21 protein-coding genes are annotated in these 22,078 nt (G+C 69.0%); 1 reads left to right on the top strand and 20 read right to left on the bottom strand.

The window, feature by feature from the left end; genetic code table 11:
* Positions 1 to 40: 40 nt before the first annotated feature.
* From ACP2AH_RS16945 to ACP2AH_RS16890, 12 genes are all read right to left on the bottom strand, one after another.
* Positions 41 to 1,645: a gamma-glutamyltransferase family protein gene (locus tag ACP2AH_RS16945; protein ID WP_425106865.1), complete on the bottom strand. Its 1,605-nt coding sequence runs from the start codon at positions 1,643 to 1,645 to the stop codon at positions 41 to 43.
* Positions 1,642 to 2,526 (bottom strand): amidohydrolase family protein, encoded by an 885-nt coding sequence (locus tag ACP2AH_RS16940; RefSeq protein ID WP_425106864.1) that lies wholly within the window; start codon positions 2,524 to 2,526, stop codon positions 1,642 to 1,644. The genes ACP2AH_RS16945 and ACP2AH_RS16940 overlap by 4 nt, the downstream gene beginning before the upstream one ends.
* Positions 2,523 to 3,521, bottom strand: a complete 999-nt coding sequence (locus tag ACP2AH_RS16935; protein ID WP_425106863.1) for an NAD(P)-dependent oxidoreductase — start codon at positions 3,519 to 3,521, stop codon at positions 2,523 to 2,525. The genes ACP2AH_RS16940 and ACP2AH_RS16935 overlap by 4 nt, the downstream gene beginning before the upstream one ends.
* The gene (locus ACP2AH_RS16930) at positions 3,518 to 4,675 is read right to left on the bottom strand and encodes an aromatic ring-hydroxylating oxygenase subunit alpha (RefSeq protein WP_425106862.1); all 1,158 of its coding nucleotides are present in this window, start codon (positions 4,673 to 4,675) and stop codon (positions 3,518 to 3,520) included. The genes ACP2AH_RS16935 and ACP2AH_RS16930 overlap by 4 nt, the downstream gene beginning before the upstream one ends.
* 16 nt (positions 4,676 to 4,691) lie before the next feature.
* Entirely contained in the window at positions 4,692 to 5,612 is a 921-nt protein-coding gene (locus ACP2AH_RS16925; RefSeq protein WP_425106861.1) for an arginase family protein, read from the bottom strand.
* 23 nt (positions 5,613 to 5,635) lie between these two features.
* On the bottom strand, positions 5,636 to 6,295 hold the full coding sequence (locus tag ACP2AH_RS16920; protein ID WP_425107062.1) for an ABC transporter ATP-binding protein: 660 nt from the start codon (positions 6,293 to 6,295) through the stop codon (positions 5,636 to 5,638).
* A 122-nt stretch (positions 6,296 to 6,417) separates the two neighbouring features.
* Positions 6,418 to 7,200 (bottom strand): ABC transporter ATP-binding protein, encoded by a 783-nt coding sequence (locus ACP2AH_RS16915; protein WP_425106860.1) that lies wholly within the window; start codon positions 7,198 to 7,200, stop codon positions 6,418 to 6,420.
* On the bottom strand, positions 7,197 to 9,236 hold the full coding sequence (locus ACP2AH_RS16910) for an ABC transporter permease (protein WP_425106859.1): 2,040 nt from the start codon (positions 9,234 to 9,236) through the stop codon (positions 7,197 to 7,199). The genes ACP2AH_RS16915 and ACP2AH_RS16910 overlap by 4 nt, the downstream gene beginning before the upstream one ends.
* 255 nt (positions 9,237 to 9,491) lie before the next feature.
* Positions 9,492 to 10,613, bottom strand: a complete 1,122-nt coding sequence (locus tag ACP2AH_RS16905; RefSeq protein ID WP_425106858.1) for an ABC transporter substrate-binding protein — start codon at positions 10,611 to 10,613, stop codon at positions 9,492 to 9,494.
* Between the two features lie 91 nt (positions 10,614 to 10,704).
* Positions 10,705 to 11,214, bottom strand: coding sequence for a RidA family protein (locus ACP2AH_RS16900; protein WP_425106857.1), 510 nt, complete (start codon positions 11,212 to 11,214; stop codon positions 10,705 to 10,707).
* Between the two features lie 153 nt (positions 11,215 to 11,367).
* Positions 11,368 to 12,264, bottom strand: a complete 897-nt coding sequence (locus ACP2AH_RS16895; RefSeq protein WP_425106856.1) for a LysR family transcriptional regulator — start codon at positions 12,262 to 12,264, stop codon at positions 11,368 to 11,370.
* A gap of 110 nt (positions 12,265 to 12,374) precedes the next feature.
* Positions 12,375 to 12,971 (bottom strand): TetR/AcrR family transcriptional regulator, encoded by a 597-nt coding sequence (locus tag ACP2AH_RS16890; protein WP_425106855.1) that lies wholly within the window; start codon positions 12,969 to 12,971, stop codon positions 12,375 to 12,377.
* 144 nt (positions 12,972 to 13,115) lie between these two features.
* Between ACP2AH_RS16890 and ACP2AH_RS16885 the strand changes: the two genes are divergently transcribed.
* Positions 13,116 to 13,790, top strand: coding sequence for an SDR family NAD(P)-dependent oxidoreductase (locus tag ACP2AH_RS16885; RefSeq protein ID WP_425106854.1), 675 nt, complete (start codon positions 13,116 to 13,118; stop codon positions 13,788 to 13,790).
* Between the two features lie 36 nt (positions 13,791 to 13,826).
* Here the strand turns inward: ACP2AH_RS16885 and ACP2AH_RS16880 are convergent, their stop codons facing one another.
* The 8 genes from ACP2AH_RS16880 to ACP2AH_RS16845 all read right to left on the bottom strand — a co-directional run bounded on the left by ACP2AH_RS16880 (position 13,827) and on the right by ACP2AH_RS16845 (position 21,810).
* Entirely contained in the window at positions 13,827 to 15,011 is a 1,185-nt protein-coding gene (locus tag ACP2AH_RS16880) for a transglycosylase SLT domain-containing protein (protein ID WP_425106853.1), read from the bottom strand.
* A 148-nt stretch (positions 15,012 to 15,159) separates the two neighbouring features.
* Entirely contained in the window at positions 15,160 to 15,798 is a 639-nt protein-coding gene (locus tag ACP2AH_RS16875) for an aldolase (RefSeq protein WP_425106852.1), read from the bottom strand.
* Between the two features lie 63 nt (positions 15,799 to 15,861).
* A complete protein-coding gene (locus ACP2AH_RS16870) occupies positions 15,862 to 17,130 on the bottom strand; it encodes a TRAP transporter large permease (protein WP_425106851.1) in 1,269 nt (422 codons plus the stop codon).
* Entirely contained in the window at positions 17,127 to 17,603 is a 477-nt protein-coding gene (locus ACP2AH_RS16865; protein ID WP_425106850.1) for a TRAP transporter small permease, read from the bottom strand. The genes ACP2AH_RS16870 and ACP2AH_RS16865 overlap by 4 nt, the downstream gene beginning before the upstream one ends.
* 98 nt (positions 17,604 to 17,701) lie before the next feature.
* The gene (locus ACP2AH_RS16860) at positions 17,702 to 18,706 is read right to left on the bottom strand and encodes a TRAP transporter substrate-binding protein (protein WP_425106849.1); all 1,005 of its coding nucleotides are present in this window, start codon (positions 18,704 to 18,706) and stop codon (positions 17,702 to 17,704) included.
* A 62-nt stretch (positions 18,707 to 18,768) separates the two neighbouring features.
* Complete coding sequence (otnK, locus tag ACP2AH_RS16855) at positions 18,769 to 20,031, bottom strand: 3-oxo-tetronate kinase (protein WP_425106848.1); 1,263 nt, start codon at positions 20,029 to 20,031, stop codon at positions 18,769 to 18,771.
* 145 nt (positions 20,032 to 20,176) lie between these two features.
* Complete coding sequence (locus tag ACP2AH_RS16850) at positions 20,177 to 20,911, bottom strand: FCD domain-containing protein (RefSeq protein WP_425106847.1); 735 nt, start codon at positions 20,909 to 20,911, stop codon at positions 20,177 to 20,179.
* Complete coding sequence (locus tag ACP2AH_RS16845; protein ID WP_425106846.1) at positions 20,908 to 21,810, bottom strand: 3-hydroxyacyl-CoA dehydrogenase; 903 nt, start codon at positions 21,808 to 21,810, stop codon at positions 20,908 to 20,910. The genes ACP2AH_RS16850 and ACP2AH_RS16845 overlap by 4 nt, the downstream gene beginning before the upstream one ends.
* Positions 21,811 to 22,078: the final 268 nt, after the last annotated feature.

Below are 22,078 nucleotides of genomic sequence, written 5' to 3'. Positions count from 1 at the left end.
GTTCCGACAGGAGAGGGGAAGGCGGGCCTGCCGCGAGGGCTCAGAACCCCATGGCGCAGCCATCCTTGCGCGGGTCGGAGCCGGCCAGAAGGAAGCCGCTCGCGGGATCGCGCAGGATGATCTGCGCCCCACCGAGCGGCTCGATGGCAGCCGTCACCTTGTGGCCGCGCGCTTCCAGCTCGGCGCGCAGGCTGTCGGGCCAGGTCGGCTCGATTTCCAGCACGCCGTCATGGGCGAAGGCGCGCGGCGCGTCCACTGCCGTCTGCACGTCGAGATGACGGTCGAACAGGCCGGAGAGCAGCGCTGCCTGGCCCGAGGCCTGATATTGTCCGCCCATGACGCCGAACACGCCCAGCGCCTCGCCGTCCTTGCGCAGCAGGCCGGGAATGATGGTGTGCATCGGCCGCTTGCCGCCGGCGATGGCGTTGGGGTGGCCTTCGATCAGCCGGAACGACGCACCGCGCGAATGCAGCAGCACGCCGGTGTGCGGGTCGATGCGGGTCGACCCATAGCCGTGGAACAGCGAGTTGATGAACGACACCATGTTGCCGTCGCGGTCGACGACGCTGATGTAGACGGTGTCCTTGTGCTCCGGCTCATCCCACAGCGCTGGCGGCAGCGCGCGGCCCATGTCGATGCGTGCCGCCAGCCGGCGGGCGGTGTCGCGGGAGAGCAGCGTTTCCACCGGCACCGTCATCGCGGCGGGGTCGGCGAGCAGGGCGTCGCGGTTGAAATAGGCGAGCTTGCCGGCCTCGGCATGCAGATGCACCCGGTCGGCCAGCGACAGGCCCTCGCCGAGATCGAATTCGCGCAGGATGTTGAGCAGCATCAGCGCTGCGAGGCCCTGGCCGTTCGGCGGGCACTCTTCCACGGTATAGCCGCGATACTCGGTGGCGATCGGCGTGGTGTAGAAGGCGCCGTTGGTCATCGCCGCGAAGTCTTCCTCGGTGTGCAGGCCGCCGAGGCTGTTGAGATAGCGCACCAGTGATTGCGCCGTCGTCCCCTCATAAAAGGCTACCGCGCCATGGGCGGCGATGTCGCGCAGGCGCTGGCCGAGCAGGGGCTGCGCGTGGCGATCACCCGCCACCAATGGCTTGCCGTCCTTGAGGAAGAAGGCGCTGGCATTCGCGTCCTGCGCCAGCAGCGGCGCGTCGTCGGCCCAGTCGAAGGCGACGCGCTGGGCGATGGGATAGCCGTTCTCGGCATAGTCGATGGCGCGGGCGAACAGCCGGTCGAGCGGCAGGGTGGCGTAATCCGCGTGCAGACGCGTCCAGGCGGAAATCGCGCCCGGCACGGTGATGGCATGCGAGCTAGTGCGGGGAATCTCCGTGGTGAGGCCGGCAGCCTTCAGCGCCGCGACGCTGGCGGCCATCGGCGCCCGCCCGCTGCCGTTCAGCGCCACGGTGGGCTTGCCTTTGGGGGCGTAGAGCACGAAGCAGTCGCCGCCAATGCCGGTCATCGCGGGCTCGACCACGCATTGCGCCGCCACCGCCGCCAAGGCCGCGTCCATGGCGTTGCCGCCGGCCTGCAGCACCTCCAGCCCCGCCGCCGTGGCCAGCGGGTGCGAAGTGGCGATCGCCGCGTCGCGGGCGAACAGAGTGGGGCGGGACGGGCCGAAAAAGGTGGAGCGGTGGGTGGTGATCACGGGAGGCGTTCCTGCTCGGGCGGTACTGCGGGGAAGCCATACAGCGCCGCCGCATTGTCTGTCATGATTTTAGCGGCAAGGGCGTCGCTGCCGCACCAATCGCGGAACAGGTCGACCAGCGCCGCGTCGTCCGGCGGGTTGCCGGGCTTGGAGGGGTGCGGCCAGTTGGTGGCGAACAGGCAGCGCTCCGGCGCATGGGCGATCAGCGCGCGGGCGAGCGCGGCGACATCGCCGTAGGAGGGCGGACCGAGGCGCGAGGTCTCATAGACGCCCGAGGTCTTCACATAGGTGCGACCATTATCGAGGAGCCGTTGCAGTGCCCGGAAGCCGGGATGATCGAGCCCGACGGGTTCCAGGAACTTGCCGTTATGGTCGATGACCAATCGGCCCGGCAGGCGGGCGAGGCGGTCGGCTTCCTCGTCCAGAAGCCGCCCGTCCATCTGCATCTGCACGTGCCAGCCGAAAGCCGCGGTCTTCGCCGCCAGCGTTTCCAGATCGCCCCAGCCGAGCGCGCCGCCGCCGATCATGAAGAAGCGGATGCCGCGTATGCCGAGCCCGGTGAGCCGCTCCAACTCCGCCTCGCTCACCTCGGGCGGCACCACGGCGACGCCGCGGGCGTCTTCCCCGAGGATCGCCATCGCGTCCAAGGTGGCGCGGTTGTCGAAGCTATAAACCGAGGGTTGCACGACGACGGCGCGCGAGAGGCCGAGCGTGGCGCGCACCTGCAGATAGGCGGCGATATCGCCCCCCGCGACCGGCGGAAACGGCGAGGCGGGTGCCGGCGGATAGGTCTCCGCCGGGCCATAGATGTGCATGTGGCAGTCGCACGCGCCCGGCGGCGGCGTGAAGGCCGGCGCCCGCGTGGGCAGCAGCGCGTTCATCGCGACCGCCAGTTGGACAGGCGGTGCGGGTTCTTGGCGTGGATCGGCAGCCGACCCTCCAGCATCGCCTTGACCTGCTCCACCGTCTCCATCGCCTGGAATTCGGAGGGCTCGATCATCAGCGCCGCCGAATGCGGCGTGGCGACGACATTGGGCAGGCGGGCGAGGCGCAGCGAGGGCTGCTGGTCGCGCCCGTCGCCGACATCGAGCCCGGCGCCGGCGATGGTACCCGAGGTGAGCGCCGCCTCCAGCGCGTCCTCATCCACGAGAATGCCGCGCGCGATGTTGATGAAGAAGGCGTCGCGCCGCATCTTGCCGAAAGCATCCGCATTCATCATCCGCTCCGTCTCCGGCGTCGCATAGGCGGCGCAGACGACGAAATCGGGCTGGGACAGCACCTCGTCGAGGCCGACCGGGATGACCGCGCCATTGTCGAAGCGCGCATAGGGATCGTAGACCGTCACCTTCATCTTGAAGGCCAAGGCGAGTTCGACGATGCGCCGGCCGATCGAGCCATAGCCGATGACGCCGACATGGGCGCCGGCCATCTGCCGGCCGAACACCATGGGGTGGGAAGCATCGCCGGCATGGTAGCGCTCGGCATCCCGCGTGATGTTGCGGGCGAGATCGAGCATGAGGGCAAGCGTGTGCTCGGCCACCGCATCCGCATAGCCGGAGGAGCAGTTGCACACGAGGATGCCGGCCTCGGACGCCGCGTCCACATCGATGTTGCGCATGTCGACGGCGCAGCGGGTGAACAGCTTCACGTCCTTCAGACGCTGCATCACCTCGCGCGGGCCGGCTGCGAGGCGGTCTGAAATGACCACCTCGCAGCCCTCCGCCGCCTTCACGAGGGTGTCTCCCGACAGGGGCTCATGACTGTCGTTCATCACCAGCTCGATCGGCAGTGCCTTCAGGGCGTCGACGGCCCTGTAGCCGTAGAAATGTTTGAGCAGGTCGCGGTTATGGGTGAGCAGTACACGCATAGGTTTCATTCGGTGCCCTCAGCCATGCCGGCGACGATGTCCGCCGGCAGCTGCGCCATCACCCAGCGGTTCATCGCCAGCACCATGTCGTCGCGCCAGGAGAGCGGGCCGGGGCGGGCGAGGCAGGAGGACAGGCCGATCTGCTGCTTCTGCAGGATGTCGACATCCTCCATCGCCACCGCTTCCCAGCGCTTGTAATAAGGCGCCGCGCGCTCCTCGAAATCGGGCAGCTCGGTATAGGCCTTCGGGAAGCAGCCGCCGACGGAAAGCACGGAGCGATCAACGGAAATCGGCCGCACCGCCAGCCACCAGGCGCAGTCCTGGGCGTAGACGAACTGCACGGTCGGCTCGATCACGGTGAAGAAGGTGCCCTTGCGCGCCTGCTCGGACAGGCCCTCGATCGGCGGGAAGGGCGGCTCCTGCCCGAGCACGGCGATGGAGCGGTTCGCCTGCACCTGGATGACGTGCCAGTTGCCCTGGGTGGGGAAACTCACCGAGCGCTGGGCGCCGACGGTGGCGGCGTGGACGATGCCGGTGTGGTAGGTTTCCATGGCGTTTTCGAGCAGCAGCTTCCAGTTGCACCGCGTCTCGATCTCCATGTGCCAGGTCTTGACCATGCCGCCGAGCCGGTGGCTGCCGACCAGCTCCGGCATGTTGCCGAGATGGGTCATCAGGCCGGGGGCGCTGTCGTCGTAATTCAGGAACACCGAGCCTTCCCACACCTCCATGCGGATGGGGATGAGGCCATGCGGCGGCTTCTCGAATTTCGGCACTTCGCGCATGCCCGGCGCGCCGGCCAGCGTGCCGTCCAGCCGGTAGTTCCAGGCGTGGTAGGGGCAGGTGAGGTTCTTCGCGTTGCCGCAGCCTTCCATAATGATGGAGGCGCGGTGGCGGCAGACATTGGCGAAGGCGCGCAGCACCTCGTCCTCGCCGCGCACCAGCAGCACCGGGCCGCCGACGCTGTCGAGCGCCTTGAAGTCGCCGGGCTTGGCCACTTCTTCCACCCGGCCGGCGAAGAACCAGCTCTTCATGTGGATGTGGTCCACCTCGGCCTTGAACACGGCGGGGTCGGTGTAGAAGCGGGTCGGCGCGCTCTTGGCGTCGCCGAGCGGCGGCTCGGACCAGACATAGGGTTCGGGAACCAGCGTCGTTTCCAGGCTCATGACCGGGGCCTTTCGTTCAGCGATGCCCGGCATTCAGGCGGTGTTCCGCCTGGCCGAGCTGGACGAGATGAAGGGCGATGACGGCGACATGGCCGGCCAGCATGGCCGACATGCCCTGCACGTCATGGGGCGGGCTCAGCGTGTTGATGTCGACGCCGACGAGGTCCAACCCCTTGAGTCCGTGCAGAAGATCGAACACCTCCGCCACCGGCGGGCCGCCCCAGGTGGGGGTGGCGACACCCGGCGCGGCGGAGGGGTCGAAATAATCCATGTCGAAGGACAGATGCACGGGCCGCGTGCCGACCACGTCGCGCACCTCGGCGGCAATGGCCTCCGGGCCGCGCCGGCGCACCTCGTCACCCGGGATCAGCCGGTAGCCGAGGCCGCGCGTGTAGTCATAGGCGCCGCCGACCAGCATGGTGCCGCGCGCGCCGATGTGGAAGGAGCGCTTGGTGTCGATCAGCCCTTCCTGCGCCGCCAGGGTGAAGGTGGTGCCGGTGTTGAGCTCCTCGCCGGGATAGGCGTCGGTATGGGCATCGATATGGATCAGCACCAGCTCGGGGTAACGCTTTGCGAGAGCACGCAAAACCGGCAACGTCACCGTGCCGTCGCCGCCGACGCAGAGCGGCACCGCGTCCGCCGTCACCACCTCCTGCACCACGGCTTCCATCGCCGCCATGGACGGGCCGATATCGGAGGCGACGACATCGACGTCGCCGAGATCCACCACCCGTTCCCCTTCGCGCGGGTCGCTATCCGCCAGCGGGGGATAGAACGGGCGCACCTCGCTCGACATGGCGCGGAACGACGCCGGTCCCTGACGCGAGCCGATGCGGGTGGCGTGGGTGCCGCAGTCGAAGGGCAGGCCGATGACGGCGATCTGCCCGGCACGGACGGATGTTGCCGGGGGCACACCGAGGAAGGTTCCGAGCCGCATGCGCGGAGCTCCTGAAGTATCGGTCATGCATCGGCTCCAAGATAGAAAGATTTCACGCGCTCCGGATCGATATTGGCACCGCTGTCCTCATGGACGATACGGCCGAGGCGCATGATGTAGACGTGATCGGAGAGGCGCATGGCCTCCACCGCGTTCTGTTCGACCAGCAGGATGGTGGTGCCCTGCTTGCGGATCTCCAGCAAGGTGTCGAGGATGAGGTCGATCATCTGTGGGGCGAGGCCCATGGTGGGCTCGTCCATGATCAGCAGGGAGGGGCGCGACATGAGGCCCCGCGCGATGGCGAGCATCTGCTGCTCGCCGCCGGACATGGTGCCGGCCTGCTGCGCCATGCGCTCGCCGAGGCGCGGGAACAGCGCCACCATGCGCTCGACATCGCTTGCGATATCAACGGCATCGCCGCGCGCATAGGCGCCGAGCACCAGATTCTCGCGCACGGTCATGCCGGCGAAGACGCGGCGCCGTTCCGGCACATGGGCGATGCCGCGCGCCACCCGCAGCTCCGGCGCCAGCGCGGTAATGTCTTCTCCGGCAAAGCGAATTCGCCCGGAGGCGAGCGGCAACAGGCCGGACAGCGCCATCAGCGTCGTGGTCTTGCCGGCGCCGTTGGAGCCGACCAGCGAGACGATGCGGCCGGGCTCGACATGGAGATTGACGCCGTCCACGGCGCGGATGCGGCCATAGGAGACGGCCAGGTTTTCAACCTGGAGTAGCGGCGGCGTGGCCGCATCGGCGTGACCGGTCGGTGCGGTGTGGTGGACGATGTGTCCAGTCTGGCTCATCGCGCTCACCTCGCCCGGCCGAGATAGGCGGCCTGCACCGCCGGGTCGGCCAGCACCTCTTCCGGCGCGCCGTCCGCCAGCTTGCGGCCGTATTCCAGTACGGTGAGGTGGTCGCACAGCCGGCGCACCACCTGCATGTCGTGCTCGATCAGCAGCACGGCGATGCCCTGCGCCCGCACCTGCCGCACGAGATCGGCGATCTCGGCCTTCTCCACCGCGTTCATGCCGGCGAGCGGCTCGTCGAGCAGCAGCAGTTTTGGCGAGGAGATGAGGGCGCGGGCGATCTCGACCCGGCGCTGATGGCCATAGGAGAGGGTGGTGGCGACGCGGTCGGCCACATCCGCCCCCAGCCCGACAAAGGCGAGCAGTTCATAGGCGCGGGCGATCATCGCCTCTTCCGCCTCGCGCGCGGCGCGCCGTCCGAAGACGAGCGACAGCGCGTTGGCGGAAAAGCGCTGATGCGCCCCGACCAGCACGCTCTCCAGCACCGTCATGGCGCCGAACAGCCGGATGTTCTGAAAGGTGCGGGCAAGGCCGCGCCGGGCGAAGCCGTTGACGCCCAGCCCGCCGATCTCCGCGCCGTCGAACAGCAATTCGCCCTCGGTCGGGCGGACGAAGCCGGTGAGCACGTTCAGCACCGTGGTCTTGCCGGCGCCATTGGGGCCGATCAGCCCGTGAATGGAATCGCGGCCGATGGCCATGTCGAGGTCGCCGACGGCTTGCAGCCCGCCGAAGCGCACGGTGATGGCGCGGGCTTCCAGCAGCGGCGTGGGGGTGGGCGCTCTCATGCGACCTCCTTCACGCGCCGGGCACCGGGTCGCGTTCCTGGCATGGTGAGCGCTACCCGGGCGCTGGCGGCGAGCCCCTGCGGGCGGAACACCATCAGCACGATGAGCACGATGCCAAGCAAAGCGAAGCGGGTTTCCGGATAGGCCTGCACGAAGGGCAGGTCGAGCGCCAGCTGCAGGAACACGATCCAGATCAGCGCGCCGACGAACGGCCCGATGAAGGTGCCGAGCCCGCCCAGCACCACGAGCATCAGCAGCAGGATGTTCTCGAACAGCGAGAAGTTCAGCGGGCTGATATATTGCTGGGTGTGGGCGTAGAACACGCCGACAAAGCCGCCAATGAAGCCGCTCGCGGCATAGGCATAGAGCTTGTAGCGCGCGGTGGGCACGCCCATCGCCTCCGCCGCCTCCTCATCCTCGCGGATCGCCACCCAGGCGCGCCCGACATAGGAGCGCACCAGCCGGGCGATGGCGAAGACCACGACGACCGCCAGCGCCAGCGCGAAGAAGAACTGCGCCCGCGGCGAGCCGAGCGCGATGCCGAACAGGTTCGGCGCGGGAATGCCGCGAATGCCCATCGGCCCGTTGGTGAGGTCCATCCAGTTGATGGCGACCACGCGGACGATCTCGCCGAAGCCCAGCGTCATGATGGCGAGATAGTCGCCGCGCAGCCGCAGGGTCGGGGTGCCGAGCAGCACCGCGAAGCCGGCGGCGAGCAGGCCGGCCAGCGGCAGATTGAGATAGAGCAGCCACCAGATCGTCGCCGGCTCGACGCCGAACTGGTCCTTCAGGACCAGCACGAACAGGATCGAGGTGAGATAGGCGCCGACCGCCCAGAAGGCGACGAAGCCGAGATCCAGCAGGCCGGCAAAGCCGACAATGACGTTGAGCCCGCTCGCCAGCATGCCGTAGATCACCACGAGGGTGAGGATGCGCAGCCAGTAATCGGACGGCACCAGCGCGCCGACGACCAGCGCCAGCGCCAGCAGGCCGAGCGCGGCCGGCGTGCCGGCGGACGCGGCGCGCGCGAGCCAGCCGTCGAGCTTGCCGAAGGCGGCGCGCAGCCACACGGCGCCGAATTCCGAGGCGCCGCCGAGCAGGCTGCCGCGCCCTGCGGAATTCAGCTCCGGCTTGCCGAGCAGGCCCTGCGGACGCAGATAAAGCAGGCCGACCAGCAGCACGAAGCTGATCGCGTCCTTCCAGGCGGTGCCATTGGGCAGATAGCCCGACCCCAGCGCCTCGACGAGGCCGAGGATGAGCCCGCCCAACGCCGCGCCGGGAATGGAGCCGATGCCGCCGAGCACGGCGGCGGTGAGCGCCTTCAGCCCGGGCAGGAAACCCATGCTGGAATGGGCGAAGCCATAGGTCTGCGCATAGAGCAGCCCGGCCAGCGCCGCGAAGCCCGAGCCGATGGCGAAGGCGGCGGCCACCACCCGGTTGACCGGGATGCCGACCAGCGTCGCCGCCATCTGGTCTTCCGCGCTCGCCCGCATCGCCCGGCCGAGCGAGGAGCGGGCGATGAAGGCGGAAAGCCCGAGCATGGCGGCCAGCGCGGTCGCCATGACCACGAGGTCCATCACCGAGAGATAGATGGAATCGAACAGCACCACCGGCGGCAGGGTGGCGAGGGCGAATTCCGGGAAGCGCAGCTCCTCCGCGCCCCAGATGGTCTGGGCGAGGCTTTGCAGCACCACGGAGACGGCGATGGAGGTGATGAGCGGCGCAAGGCGCGGGGCGTTGCGCAGCGGGCGATAGGCGATGCGGTCCACCAGCACGCCGAGCGCGGCGGTGAGCGCGATCGCCCCCGCCGCCGCGACGGGCAGCGAGAAACCCGGCATCGGCACGATGGTGCCGAGCAGGCGCACCTCGGGCAGCATCAGCGACGCGGTGAGGAAGGCGCCGAGCATGAACAGTTCGCCAAAGGCGAAGTTCACCAGGCGCACGACGCCGTACACCAGGGTGAAGGCGACGGCGGCGAGGGCGTAGATCGCCCCCAGCACCAATCCGTTCGCCAGCAACTGTCCGAGATAATCCATCGCCTGCCTGCGTTGCCTTTAGGGGCTTCCCTTCGCGGCCAGGGCGGTCGCGAAGGGGTGTGGTTCTGCGCGGAGCGCGGGTTTTCCCTCTCCCCGGTGGGGAGAGGTGGCCCGCGTCAGCGGGTCGGTGAGGGGGCGGGCGGGAGGCCGGGCTTCCCCCTCACCCCAACCCTCTCCCCGCCGGGGAGAGGGAGCGCGGTGCGCCTGCTCCTATCTTCCCTCTCCCCCATGGGGAGAGGGGGCGTGGCGCGTGGCTTACGGCTGCTTGGGGGCGAGGCCGAACTTGCCGTCCTTCACTTCGAGGAAGTACAGGGCGCCGGCGCGGTCGCCCGAGGGGTCGAAGCTGGTGGGGCCGGTGACGCCGGGCACGTCCTTCAGCTTGCCGAAGGCGGCGTTGAGGCTCTCGCGCGTCACCGGGCCGTCCTTGGCGGCGAGGTCGACCGCCGCGCCGAGCGCCATGCCGGCGTCATAGCCCAGCGCCGCCCAGGCGCTCGGGTCTTCCTTGTAGGCGGCCTTGTAGGCGGTGAGGAAGCTCTCGGTCGCCGGGGTGGCGACCGCCGGATCGAACATGCCGTAGACGATCATGCCTTCCACGGCGTTGCGGCCGAGCTTCATCAGCTCGACATTGAGCGCGCCGTCGGTGGAGAGAAGCTGCGCCTTGATGCCGAGCGCGCGGGCCTGCTCGGCGATCTTCGCCGCCTCGGTGTAGAAGCCGCCGATGAAGATGGCGTCGGGCTTGGCGGCGCGCACCTTGGTCAGCAGCGTGCGGAAATCCTTGGAGCCGAGCAGATAGGATTCGGTGCCGAGGATCTTGGCGCCGTCCTTCTCCGCGGCGGCGGAGAACGCCTTGGCGACGCCGATGCCGTAATCATCCTGCTGGTTCAGCACATAGATCGACTTGAGGCCGAGCGTCTTGGCCGCATAGTCGCCCATCATCGTGCCCTGCACCGCGTCGGTGAGCACGTTGCGGCGGAAATAGGGGCTGACATTGGTCAGCGCCGGGCTGGTGACGGCGGAGGCCAGAACCGGGAGCTTGCACTCGTTGAAAACAGGCACGGCGGCCAGCGCGATGGAGGAGAAGGAATAGCCCATCACCACATCGACCTTCTTGTCGGAGCAGAAGCGCTGGGCGATCAGCACGCCCTCGCGCGCCTCGCCGCGATCATCCACCGCATCGATCGTGTAGGTGTTGCCGCCCTTCTTGTTCAGCGCGTCCACCGCGAGGTCGAGGCCCTTGCGCATGTTGAGGCCGAAGGCGGCGAAATCGCCGGAAAGCGCGGCGGTGAAGCCGATGGTGATCTCCTCGGCCCGGGCGAGGCCGGGGGAGGCGAGAAGGCCGATGCCGAGCACGGCAGCGGCAAGGCGATGGGTCGTCATGCGAAGTCTCCTCTGGAAGAGATGAGCCGTGCGGCCTGCTGCGGAAGGTTCCGGCCTTCTGGCCGTGTGGTTGGTTGGGTCGGCGTCGGGTTCAGTGGAGTTCCACCGTCACCCAGGTTTCGAAACAGTAATCGTCGGCCAGCGACATCACCCCGATGGAGGCGCGCCCGCCGACCCCGATCTCCGGGCCGAACACCTGCTCGAACAGGTCGGTGAGCCCGCTCGCCACCAGATGCGGCTGGGTGAAGGAGGGGTCGCAGGCGATGAAATTGAGCGAGCGCACCAGCCCCTTCACCCGGTCGAGATCGCCGACGGCGTCCTTGATGCAGGACAGGCAGTTGAGCCCGGTGAGGCGGGCGGCCTCATAGCCTTGTTCCACGGTGACATCGCGCCCCAGCCGGCCGGGGAACAGCACCTTGCCCTCGCCATCGACACCCGCCGTCTGGCCGGAGAGGAAGAGCAGCTTGTCGCTGAGATAATGCGGCTTCATCTTGCCGTAGCGCGTGCCGTAATAGCCGGCCCCGCCGCCGGCGCCGGGAAGCACGAGGCCGAGTTCCTCGATCCGCTTCGTCGCCGAGAGGCTCATCGCCGATGTGCTCATATGCGTCTTCCCTGCGCAGGCTGTTCCTGCCCTGATTTCCTGTCGATTTCGCGTCGGCGTCAAACAGGAATTAGCGGGAAGTCCATAAGGCAAAGTTATACACTCGGCCGCGCCCGCTACCGCTGCCCGAAGTTTGAGCGCGGGGCGGGGCTTTCAGCGCGGGGCGGCGAGGTCCGGCGCGACAGTGCGGCGGAAACGCTCCATGAAGGCGACGGAAATGCGCGAGGGCGGGCGCGTGCTGGGCCGGAACATGCCGAAGCGGTAGGGCACGAGCGGGCGGAACGGGACCGCCACCAGCCCCATGGCGGCGAAGAAGCGGGCGGTGGCGGGATCGACCAGCGTCACCGCGCCGAGCTGCTGCACCAGCACGCAGGCGGTGCCGAAAAATTCCACCTCCGCCACCACGTTCCAGTGCGCCTGCGCCTCGAAGAAGGCCTCCGCCGCGGCGATATGGGTGATGTGCTCGGGAAACAGCGTGACGAAGGGCACGGCGTCGAGCTGTTCCGGCCCGATGCAGCGCTCCCCCGCCAGCGGATGGTCGGCGCGCATCACGCACATGCACGCCACCTCGAAAAGTTCGAGCGAGGCGACATGGATGTCGATGGGCAGCTCCGCGAACCCCACATCGAAGGCGCCGATGGTGCCGAGATCGCGCACCGCATAGGAGGAGCGGGTGATGAAGCGGGCGGTGGCCCCCGCATTCTCCTTCAGCACATCGGCGATGATCGGCGGCAACAGATAGGTGGCGAGGCCCGGCGGGCTGGCGATGAGCAGCGTCGCCGAGGACAGGCTCTTCAGGTTGCGGGAGATGGCCAGCGTGCGGTCCATCGCGTCGAGCGTGCGCACGATGGCGGCGAAGAAGGTTTCCGCCTCCGGGGTCGGCTCCAGCCGGCCATGGGCGCGGTGGAACAGCCGCACCCCGATCTCATCCTCCAGCCGGGCGATGAGATTGCTGATCGCCGGCTGCGACTTGCCCAGCAGCACGGCGGCGGCGCTCATCGAGCCGTTCTCATAGACGGCGCGGAAGGCTTCGAGATGGCGGGTGTCCATCGCTGACGCTCACTCCCTCGGCGCCCGGCCCCGCCGCGCGATTCGCCTTCATTGTCGGGGGCGGTCCCCGCCGGCGCAATGGCGGGCGTGGCGAGCCTGCCGGTCGCGGCTCACACGGCCGGTGGGCGCGGGGGAAAGCTTGCCAGCGCCAGCGCGGCGACGGCTTCCAGCTTTTCGCGCCTGAACCCGGCCTTGGCCTGCACGCCGATGCCGTGCAGCACCGCCATGAGAAAGGCGGCCAGTGCCTCGGGCCGGGCGTCCGGGGGGAGGTCGCCCTCCGCTTTCGCCCGCGCGAAGCGCTGGCACAGCGCCGCTTCGCCATCGGCGCGGGCGGCGATCAGCGCCTGCCGCACCGGCTCTGCCGCGTCCGACCCGGCGAGCACGCCATTGAGGTAGAGGCACCCGGTATGGTCGGGGCAGCGCGTGTTCAGCTCCACCGCGCGGGCGAGCATATGCGCCGCGACCTCCCGCGCCGTGGGCAAAGCGAGGGCTTCGGGCACATAGGCGAGCTCGCGTTCGGTGTAGCGGGCGAGGACGCGGCGAAACAGCGCCTCCTTGTTGCCGAAGGCGGCATAGAGCGCCGGGCGCTCCACCCCCACCGCCGCGGTGAGGTCGGCATAGGAGGTGCCCTCATAGCCCTTGCGCCAGAACACGGCGAGCGCCGCGTCCAGCGCCTCTTCCACATCGAAGCCGCGCGGGCGTCCCATCAGGCGGGTTCCTTGGTTTCCATAACGAGCATTATAAAACGCCTTGACAGGCGGCGTCCATATTTCATACCTCTCGTTACATAACGAACGTTACAGAACGCTGCCCTCTGGCCGGCGCCTGCGCGCGCCGCGAAAGGACCCTTCATGTCGAAACCTCTCACCGGCAAGGTCGCCCTCGTCACCGGCGGGTCGCGCGGGCTGGGCGCCGCCATCGCCACCACCCTGGCCGCGCAGGGCGCCGATGTCGCCCTCACCTATGTCGCCTCGGCGGCAAAGCCGCTGGTCGCGGCGGTGCTGGCGCATTTCGGGCGGCTCGACATTCTCGTCAACAACGCCGCCATCGCCGTGCAGGGCCGCACGGTCGACGATCCGCAGCTCGACACCGCCGGTCTCGACCGGCAGTGGCAGGTCAATGTGCTCGGCGCCGTGGCGACCACGCGGGCGGCGGCGCCGGTGCTGTCCGATGGCGGGCGCATCCTCTTCATCGGCTCGCTGATGGGCAGCCGCGTGCCCTTCGCCGCCGCGGCCGACTATGCCGGCAGCAAGGCGGCGATCGCCGGCTATGCCCGAGGTGTCGCCCGCGATCTCGGCCCGCGCAACATCACCGTCAATGTTGTGCAGCCCGGCATCATGCCGACCGATATGGCGGTGGACGCGCTGGGCGAGGACGGTCCGCCGGCGGCGCTGATGGACCAGCACCCGATCCGCCGCATCGCGACGCTGGAGGAGGTGGCCGCGCTGGTGGGCTTCCTCGCCGGGCCGCAGGCGGGCTACATGACCGGCAGCAGCTTCGACGTGGCGGGTGGGCTGCAGACCTGACCGAGCCGGGCCGGCGGTGTCGCCCCGCCCGTTCCGCTACGGCGCGGCGGGCTCGGCGGCGTCGCCGGTCTGGGCGGGGGTGGCGCTGGCGGTGCGGATCAGCGAATCCAGCATCTGCTTGCGCTTGGCCTCGTAATAATAGCCGCGCGCATAGAGCATCACCGCCCGCTTCTCGTCGCGCCCGGCCACCCGGTAGGCATTGGCGAGATAGGCGACGGCGTAGGTGAGGTTGGTGTCGGCGTCGAGCAGGTCCTTCGGCGCGCCACGGAAGCCGAGGGCGCGGGCGGTGTCGACGCGGATCTGCATCAGCCCCCAATAGGGGCCGTTGCGGCGGCTCGGCTCGAACTTGCTCTCGCGCCAGGCGACGCGGCGCACCAGCCACACCGGCACGTCGAAGCGCTGGGCGTGGCGCTCCAGCAGCGCCTCGATGGCCTCGGGCGCGCGGTCGGCGGTGGCGCGGGTCGCCACCGGCTCGGGCGCGTCGTCGATGGGGCGCGCGGCGTCTTCCCCCTCGGGCAGCGGCTCTACCTCCGCCTCGGCCACCGCTTCGGCGGGTACCTTGGCGGACGCGGCCGCCTTGGCCTGTGCGGCCGGGAAGGCGTGGGAGTCGGCCGCTGGCGGCGCGGCGAAGGCGAGCGCGTCGCTGGGTCGGCTCGGCGGCAGCGGCACCAGCGAGGCGAGCACGATTCCGCGCTTTTCCGCCAGGCGCTTGGGCGGCACGGGAATGGTCGGGGGCGCGGCAGCGGGGGCAGCGGATTCAGCCGGGGCGGCAGCCGACGCCGGGGGCGCGGCGGGTTCGTTCGGCGCGGCTGGGGCCGGCGCGCGGGCGACCGGCGCGGTTTCGCTCGGCGTCACCGGGACAAGGGCGACCGCTTCGGTGTGCACCACCAGCCGCTCGCCGGTGAGCGCGCCGCGCGCGGGGTCGGTGATCCACGCACTGTAGGAAGGGGCGACGAGATCGGCCGGGCAGCGCGGCACCGGCGCCAGAACCGGCGGGGGCACGACGCGGGAGAGCGTGACGGCCACCACGCGCACGGTGCGCACATGGGTCGCCTTCTTGGTCGCGGCCGCCTTGGTCGTGGCCGCGCTGGTCGTTGCCGAGTTGGACGTTGCCGAATTGGTGGTGGCCGAGGCCGGGGCCGCCACGAGCATGCCGCCCGCCAGCAGCGCGAGGCTGGCGACGGTCAGCGGCGTCAAGGCCGGTGCGGGTCGTGTTTTCACTCGTTTCACGCCCGATGGCCTAGCATATTTATTAACGGGCTGAAAATCCCGGCCGGGCGGTGGGGGCCGGGCTGCGCCTTTACGGACGCGGCGGGCGGGAGCTTTGCCGGCTCAGTGCCCGGCGCGTGCCCGTGTCAGGCGTCCCGCCTCAGCGTCCCATGGCGCGTAGTTCGGCGATTTCGGCCTCGCTGAGGTAGCGGATCTTCTCGCCGCGCAGGATGAAGGCGAGGCGCGCCGTCTCTTCCAGCTCCTCGGCATTGTTGACCGCGTCTTCCAGATCCTTGCCCAGCACCACCACGCCATGCGAGGCGAGCAGGAAGGCGTTGACCGGGTGCGCCTTCGCCGCCACCGCGAGATCGCGGGCGATTTCCGGCGCGCCGGGGCGGTAATAGGGAATGACCGGCATATAGCCGGCGCGCATCACATAATAGGGCGTGAAGGGGCGCAGGGCGTTGTCGGTCGGCAGGTCTTCCAGGCAGGAGAGGGCGGTGAGATAGGTGGAGTGCAGATGCACGATCGCTCCCACCTCCGGCCGCGCCTCGAACAGAGCGAGATGGAAGGCGAATTCCTTCGACGGCTTGGGCCCCGGCACCGGCCGGCCCTCGCCATCGATCCGCGCCAGCGCGTCGGGGGAGAGCCGCCCGAGGCTGCCGCCGGTGGGGGTGACGAGGAAGCCGCCTTCCTCCAGCCGCACCGACACATTGCCGGCGCCGCCGACGCTGTAGCCCCGGTCGAACAGGCTCTTGCACAGGGCGCACAAAAGCTCGGCCCGCTCATTCCCGCTCATCGTTCCGTCTCCAGTGGCCGGGATCGGAGAGGCCGGCACCGCAGGGGCGCCGGCCGCCGCAACTTACTTGGTCAGCGCCCAGCTGGTGAAGCCGGGCACATAGGTGACGAGCGCCAGCACCGCCAGCATGATGCCGATGAAGGGCAGCATGGCGCGCGAGAGCTTCAGGACCGGCACGCCGGAAATGCTGCTGGCGAGGTAGAGCGCCGTGCCCACCGGGGGCGTCAGCAGGCCGATGGTGAGGTTGATCACCATGACGAGGCCGAACTGCACGGGATCCACGCCGAGATGCGCCGCCACCGGGCCGAGGATGGGCGTCATCAACAGGATCGCCGGGCCGCTGTCGAGGAACATGCCGACCACGAGCAGCATGAGGTTGATCAGCAGCAGCAGCAGGATCTTGTTCTCGGTGAGCCCGAGAATGGCGCCGGCAATGGTCTGCGGCAGGCGGGCATTGGTGAGCAGCCAGCCGAACAGCGAGGTGGCGGCGATGATGGCGGCGATCACCGCCGTGGCGATGGCCGCTTCCATGCAGATCTTCGGAATGTCGGCGAGGGTGAATTCCTTGTAGACGAACAGCCCGACCAGGAAGGCATAGACCGCCACCACCGCGCCACCCTCGGTGGGCGTGAACACGCCCATGCGGATGCCGCCGATGATGATGACCGGCATCATCAGCGCCCAGCTCGCCTCCTTGAAGCGCTGCCACTTCTCCGCGCCGCTCACCCGGCCCTCGGTGGGATAGCCGTGCCGCACCGCATAGACATAGGAAAAGAGCGCGAAGCCGAGCCCGATAAGGATGCCCGGGGCGATGGCGGCGAGGAACAGGTCGCCGATCGAGGCCTGGTTGGACACGCCATAGATGATGATGGCGATGCTCGGCGGCAGGATCAGCGCCAGGCTGCCGGAGGAGGCGACGAGCGCGGCGGAGAAGCCGGCGTCGTAATTGCGCTTCTTCATCTCCGGGATCATCACCGAGCCGAGCGCGGCGACATCCGCCACCCCCGAGCCGGAGACGCCGCCCATGATGACGCCGCTCGTCGTGACGACATGGGCGAGGCTGCCGCGGATATTGCCGACCAGCGCCAGCGCCAGATTGATGATGCGCCGTGTGATGCCGCCATGGCCCATCAGCGAGCCGGCCAGCATGAACAGCGGGATCGCCATCAGCGGGAAGGAATCCACCGAGGTGAACAGCCGCTGGCCGAACAGCGCCATCGGGTAGCCCTGGTAGAGGATCGCCCCCAGCGAGGTGAGGGCGATGCCGAAGGCGACCGGCACGCCGAGGATGAGGAACAGCGCGAAGCCGCCGAAGAGGAGGAAGGCGATCATGGCGTGACCTCACGCGCGGTGGCGCGCTGCCAGGCGGCGCGCAGGGCGAAATAGAGCAGGGCGGCGCCGCTGAACGGGATCACCGAATAGACGTAATACATGGGCAGGCCGAGGGCGGCGCTGCGCTGGTTCAGCCCGAACTTGATGAGCGAGCCGCCGCCCACCACCAGCGCCACGCCGACCAGCGCGACGAGCAGCGCGTTGACGACGTTGAGCGCGCGCGAGGGCTTGGCCGGCAGCAGCGTCAGCAGGAAGTCGAGCGCGATATGCGCCTTCGACTGGAACGCCGCGGCCATGCCGAGGAAGGTGATCCAGACGAAGATGTAGCGGCCGAGTTCCTCGGACCAGCTGAGTGAATTTGCCAGGGCGTAGCGCGAGACCACCTGGGCGAAGGTGACGCCCATCATGGCGAACATCAGCGCGGCGATGGCCCAGAGAAGGAAGTGGTGTATCAGCCGATCCAGCTTGTCCAAGCTCGTGTCTCCCTCAGGCGGCGCGCCTGTCGCCACGCCCCGGAACGGCGTCGATCGCTGTTCCGGGGCGGGCGGGCGCGGGCCGCGCAGGCGGTGTGCTACCGCCCGAGTTCCTGCTTGATGCGGTTGTAGAGGTCCGGGTTGACCTTCGCGCCGAAGGCGTCGTGCGCGGACTGCGCGGCGGCGGCGATGGGCGCGGTGTCGGGATGGCTGACCTTGAGGCCGGCGGCCTCCATCTTCTTCAGCATCTCGTCGGTCTTGGTGCGGACCAGCTCGTTCTCATAGGCGGTGGCGGCATCGGCCGCCTCGGCCACGATCTTCTGCTGCTCGGGGGTGAGCTGGTTCCAGCGCATGTCGCTGATGACCAGCGTCACATATTCATATTTGTGGTTGGTGAAGGCGAGGTGGGACTGCACCTCGTTGATGCGCCCGCCATAGATGAAGGGGATCGGGTTTTCCTGCGCCTCGATGACGCGCTGTTCGAGGCCGGTATAGACCTCGCTCCACGCCATGGGGGTCGGGTTGGCGCCGATGGCGCGCCAGGTGGTGACCATGGCGGGAATTTCCGGCACGCGGATCTTCAGGCCCTTGAGGTCGTCAAGCCCGTTGATCGGCTTGTTTGCCGTCACCTGCCGCGAGCCGCGCTCCCACCAGTCGAGGATGCGGACATTGGCGCTGGAGAGCACATTGCCGGCGATCTCCTCGCCGATCTTGCCCTTCACCACCTTGTTGAACTCGTCCTGCGACTTGAAGAGATAAGGCAGTTCCAGCAGCTGGATCGAGGGCGCGAAATTGCCGAGCACGCCGGCGATGAGGCCGAAATCGACCGTGCCCATCTGCATGCCCTCGACGAGGTCGCGGTCGCCGCCGAGCGTCGAGTTCGGGTAGATGGTGAGCGTGATGGTGCCGTTGGAGCGCTTTTCCAGCTCTTCCTTGAACTTCTGCGCGCCGAGATGCCACAGATCCTGCTCGGACTGGATGTGGCCGAGCTTGAGGTTCAGCACGTCCTGGGCGAGGGCGGGCGCCGGCGCAGCCGCAAGGGCGAGGGCGGAAGCGGCGGAAAAGACCGCCAGCTTCAGCATCTTCACGGTGGTGTTCAACAAGTCACGTCCTCCTTTTGATCTTATGATTGTGCCGCCCGCGCCCTTCTGCGCCGGCGGCGGCGTCAGTGGCCGCGCAGAACGGCATCGGCCTCGGCGAAGAAATCCACGCCGCCGAAATTTCCGGACTTGAGCGCCAGCGCCAGCGGCTGGCCGCCGGCGGGAACCGTGCGCAAAGCGGGCGCGCCGGGGGCGATTTCCGGCCCGATCTCCAGCGAGGTCAGGCCCAGCCCCTCGACCACGGCGCCCGAGGTCTCGCCGCCGGCCACGACGAGACGCCCAACGCCGCCCGCGACGAGGGCTCGGGCGATGGCGGCGAAGAGCGTCTCGATGGCCGCCGCGACAGTTTCGCGGCCATGGGTGTTCTGGGCGCGCCGCACTTCTTCTGGGTCGGCGGAGGAGAAGACGAGCGGGCGCGCGCCCTGCGCCAGCGCCCAGGCGGCGATGGCCTGCGGGTCGAGCCGCCCGGCCACGGCATCGTCGGCATTGATCTCGAGTAGCGGCAGGCCGGCCTCGCGGTGGCGGGCGACCTGGCCGCGCGTGGCGGTGGAGCAGGAGCCGGAGAGCACGACGCACGGGCCTTCCACCCCCTGCCAGGCGCTGCCTTCGCCCGACAACAGGCCCTTGCGGCGGAAATTCGCCGGCAGGCCCATGGCGATGCCGGAACCGCCGGTGACGAGCGGGGCGCCGTCGAGCGCCGCGCCGATCTCCATCAGATCGGCGTCGGAGAGCGCGTCGACCACGATCAGCCGCGCCCCTTCCGCATCGGCGCGGGTGAGCGCTTGCGCGATGGCGTCCGCTCCCTGGCGCACGGCGGCGAAGCCGACATGACCGACCTTCATGTCGGTCTGCCGCGCCAGAAAGCGGCGGATATCGGCATCCGTCATCGGGTTGAGCGGGTGGTGCTCCATGCCGCTCTCGTTCAGCAGCCGGTCCTGCACGAAGAGATGGCCCTGATAGAGCGTGCGGCCGGCGCCGGGAAACACCGGGCAGACCACGACCTTGCGGGCCTTCAGCGCCTCCGCCAGCGCCGCCGCCACCGGGCCGATATTGCCCTCCGGCGTGCTGTCGAAGGTCGAGCAATATTTGAACAGGAACTGCGTGCAGCCCTGCGCCTTCAACCAGTCCAGCGCCGCCAGCGACTGGGCGATGGCGTCCTTGGCCGGGATGCTGCGGGACTTCAGTGCCACCACGCCGGCCTCGACGCCGGCGTCGGCCGGGCCTGTCGGCACGCCGGAATACTGAGTCACCCGCATGCCCTGCTTGGACAGGGTGTTGGCGAGATCGCTGGAGCCGGTGAAGTCGTCGCCAATGCAGCCGAGAAGCATGTTCGGAGCCTTTGCAAAAAGACGGAGCGGACGGGCGTTGCGCTTGGAGCGTTTTCGAGCGAAGTGGATGCCAGTTCGCGTGAAGAAAACGCGAAAAAACAAAGAATTAGATCATTTCACTGTTTCCGTGACACGGTGAAATGATCTAGGCGGGGTCGGGGGTCTGGGCGCGCATGTCCCAATAGGTCTTGATCACCGTTTCGAGGTGTTCGCGCATCGCCGCTTCCGCCCGGTCGGCGTCGCGGTCGCGGATGGCCTCGAAAATGTGCCGGTGCGCCGCCATCGCCTTGCCGAGGCCGTCGGGATGGCTGAGCGAGAAGCGGCGCTGTTCTTCCAGCAGTTCGAGAACGACGTGGTAGAGCGCGTCGAGCAGCGGGTCGTCGGCGATGCGGGCGATGCGGTGGTGGAACGCATCGTCGCTGGCGGAGAAGGCCGGAATGTCGCCGGCGCTGGCCTCATTGACCCGCAGCAGCGCTTCGAGCTCGGCGATGTCCTGCTCGGTCGCCAGCCGCACCGCCTCGCGCGCCAGCGCCACCTCGACGAAGATGCGGGTGTGCTGGAACTGGCGGATGCCTTCCGGCCGGGCGACGAGCATGCGCGCCGCCCCGGTGAGAAGCTGCAGCATATCGCGCGGGTCGGGCTCGGTGACGCGGGTGCGGTCACCATTGGAGACGGACAGCATCCCGGTCTTGCTGAGCCACAGCAGCGCCTCGCGCACGGCGGGGCGGCCGACGCCGTAATGCGCCATCAGCTCCCGCTCGGAGGGCAGCGTGTCGCCGACGCTCAATTCGCCCGACAGCACCCGCGCCTCGATGTCCTTGGCGATCTTGTCGGACAGCCGGTCGCGGCGCAGATGGGCCGGGGTGCCGAAACCGCTCATGCGCCGAGCTTGCCCGCGATCTCGCGCTTGGCGGCGACGATGCCGGCGAGGAAGCTGTCGCGCCATTTCCGGCGGGCCGGCAGGCCTTCCGCGGGCACCTGCGCGCGCATCTTCGCCTCGATGGCGGCGACGAGTTCCGGCGTCCATTCGCGCGGGTCGGCCTGCTCCTTGGCGAGGCCGTAATACATCGGCCCGAGATTGGCGCAGTATTCCGACACGCCCTTGGCGGCGTTGAGATCGATGGTGGCGAAGGGCCCCATGAAGCACCAGCGCAGGCCGAGGCCGTCCGCCACCGCCGCATCGACCTCGGCCGGGGTGCAGATGCCGTCCTCGACCAGCCGGAAGGCTTCGCCCAGCAGCGCGCTCTGCAGGCGGTTGACCACGAAGCCGTTGATCTCGCGGGTGAGGGTGATCGGGCTCTGGCCGACCTCCGCCATCAGCGCGCGGGTGAAATCGAGCGTCTCGGTCGCGGTCCAGGGGGCGGGGATCAGCTCCACCAGCGGGATGAGGTGCGGCGGGTTGATCGGGTGCGCCACCAGGCAGCGGGCGGCATTGGCGAGGCCTTCGGTGAAGACGGAGGCCGGGAAGCCGGAGGTGGAGCTGCCGATAATGGTGGTGGGCGCCACCAGCGCGTCCATCTCGCGGTAGAGTTCCTGCTTGATCGGCAGCCGCTCCGGCGCGCTTTCCTGCACATAGTCGGCACCGGCCAGCGCGTCGGCGAGGCTGTCGGCGATGCGGCAGCGGGCGGCCAGGGCGGGATCGGCCGCGCGCACGAAGTCCAGCGCCGCCTCGGCGGCGGCCGGGGTGCGGTCGTAAATGGCGAGTTCATGCCCGGCGCGGGCGAACACCAGGGACCAGGACGAGCCCACCACGCCGCAGCCGACGATCGCAATCTTCATGTTCACTGCCCTCTCAACACACGCGGCGGCGGCCCTGTCCGGCGTCGCTTCCTCCCGACCCTGGGGCCGGGGCGCGAACAATCGTTCCGCCGTCTGATCACATGGTCTGGTATGACAGGTTGAGAGACTGATCGTCAACCTGTCGTGAGACTCAAATTTTCGCCGCCGCGAGACCCGCCGCTGCCGGCAGGCAGGCGAGGGAAGGGGGGAGGGAGGCCGCCCCAAAAAGAAACCGCCGCCCGGCGGGTGCGGAGCGGCGGCGAAGCGG

This window comes from Ancylobacter sp. (assembly GCF_965249975.1).
Lineage (GTDB): Bacteria > Pseudomonadota > Alphaproteobacteria > Rhizobiales > Xanthobacteraceae > Ancylobacter.
Note: the sequence above shows the minus strand (reverse complement) of the source record. Positions and strands in the feature narration are given on the sequence as shown.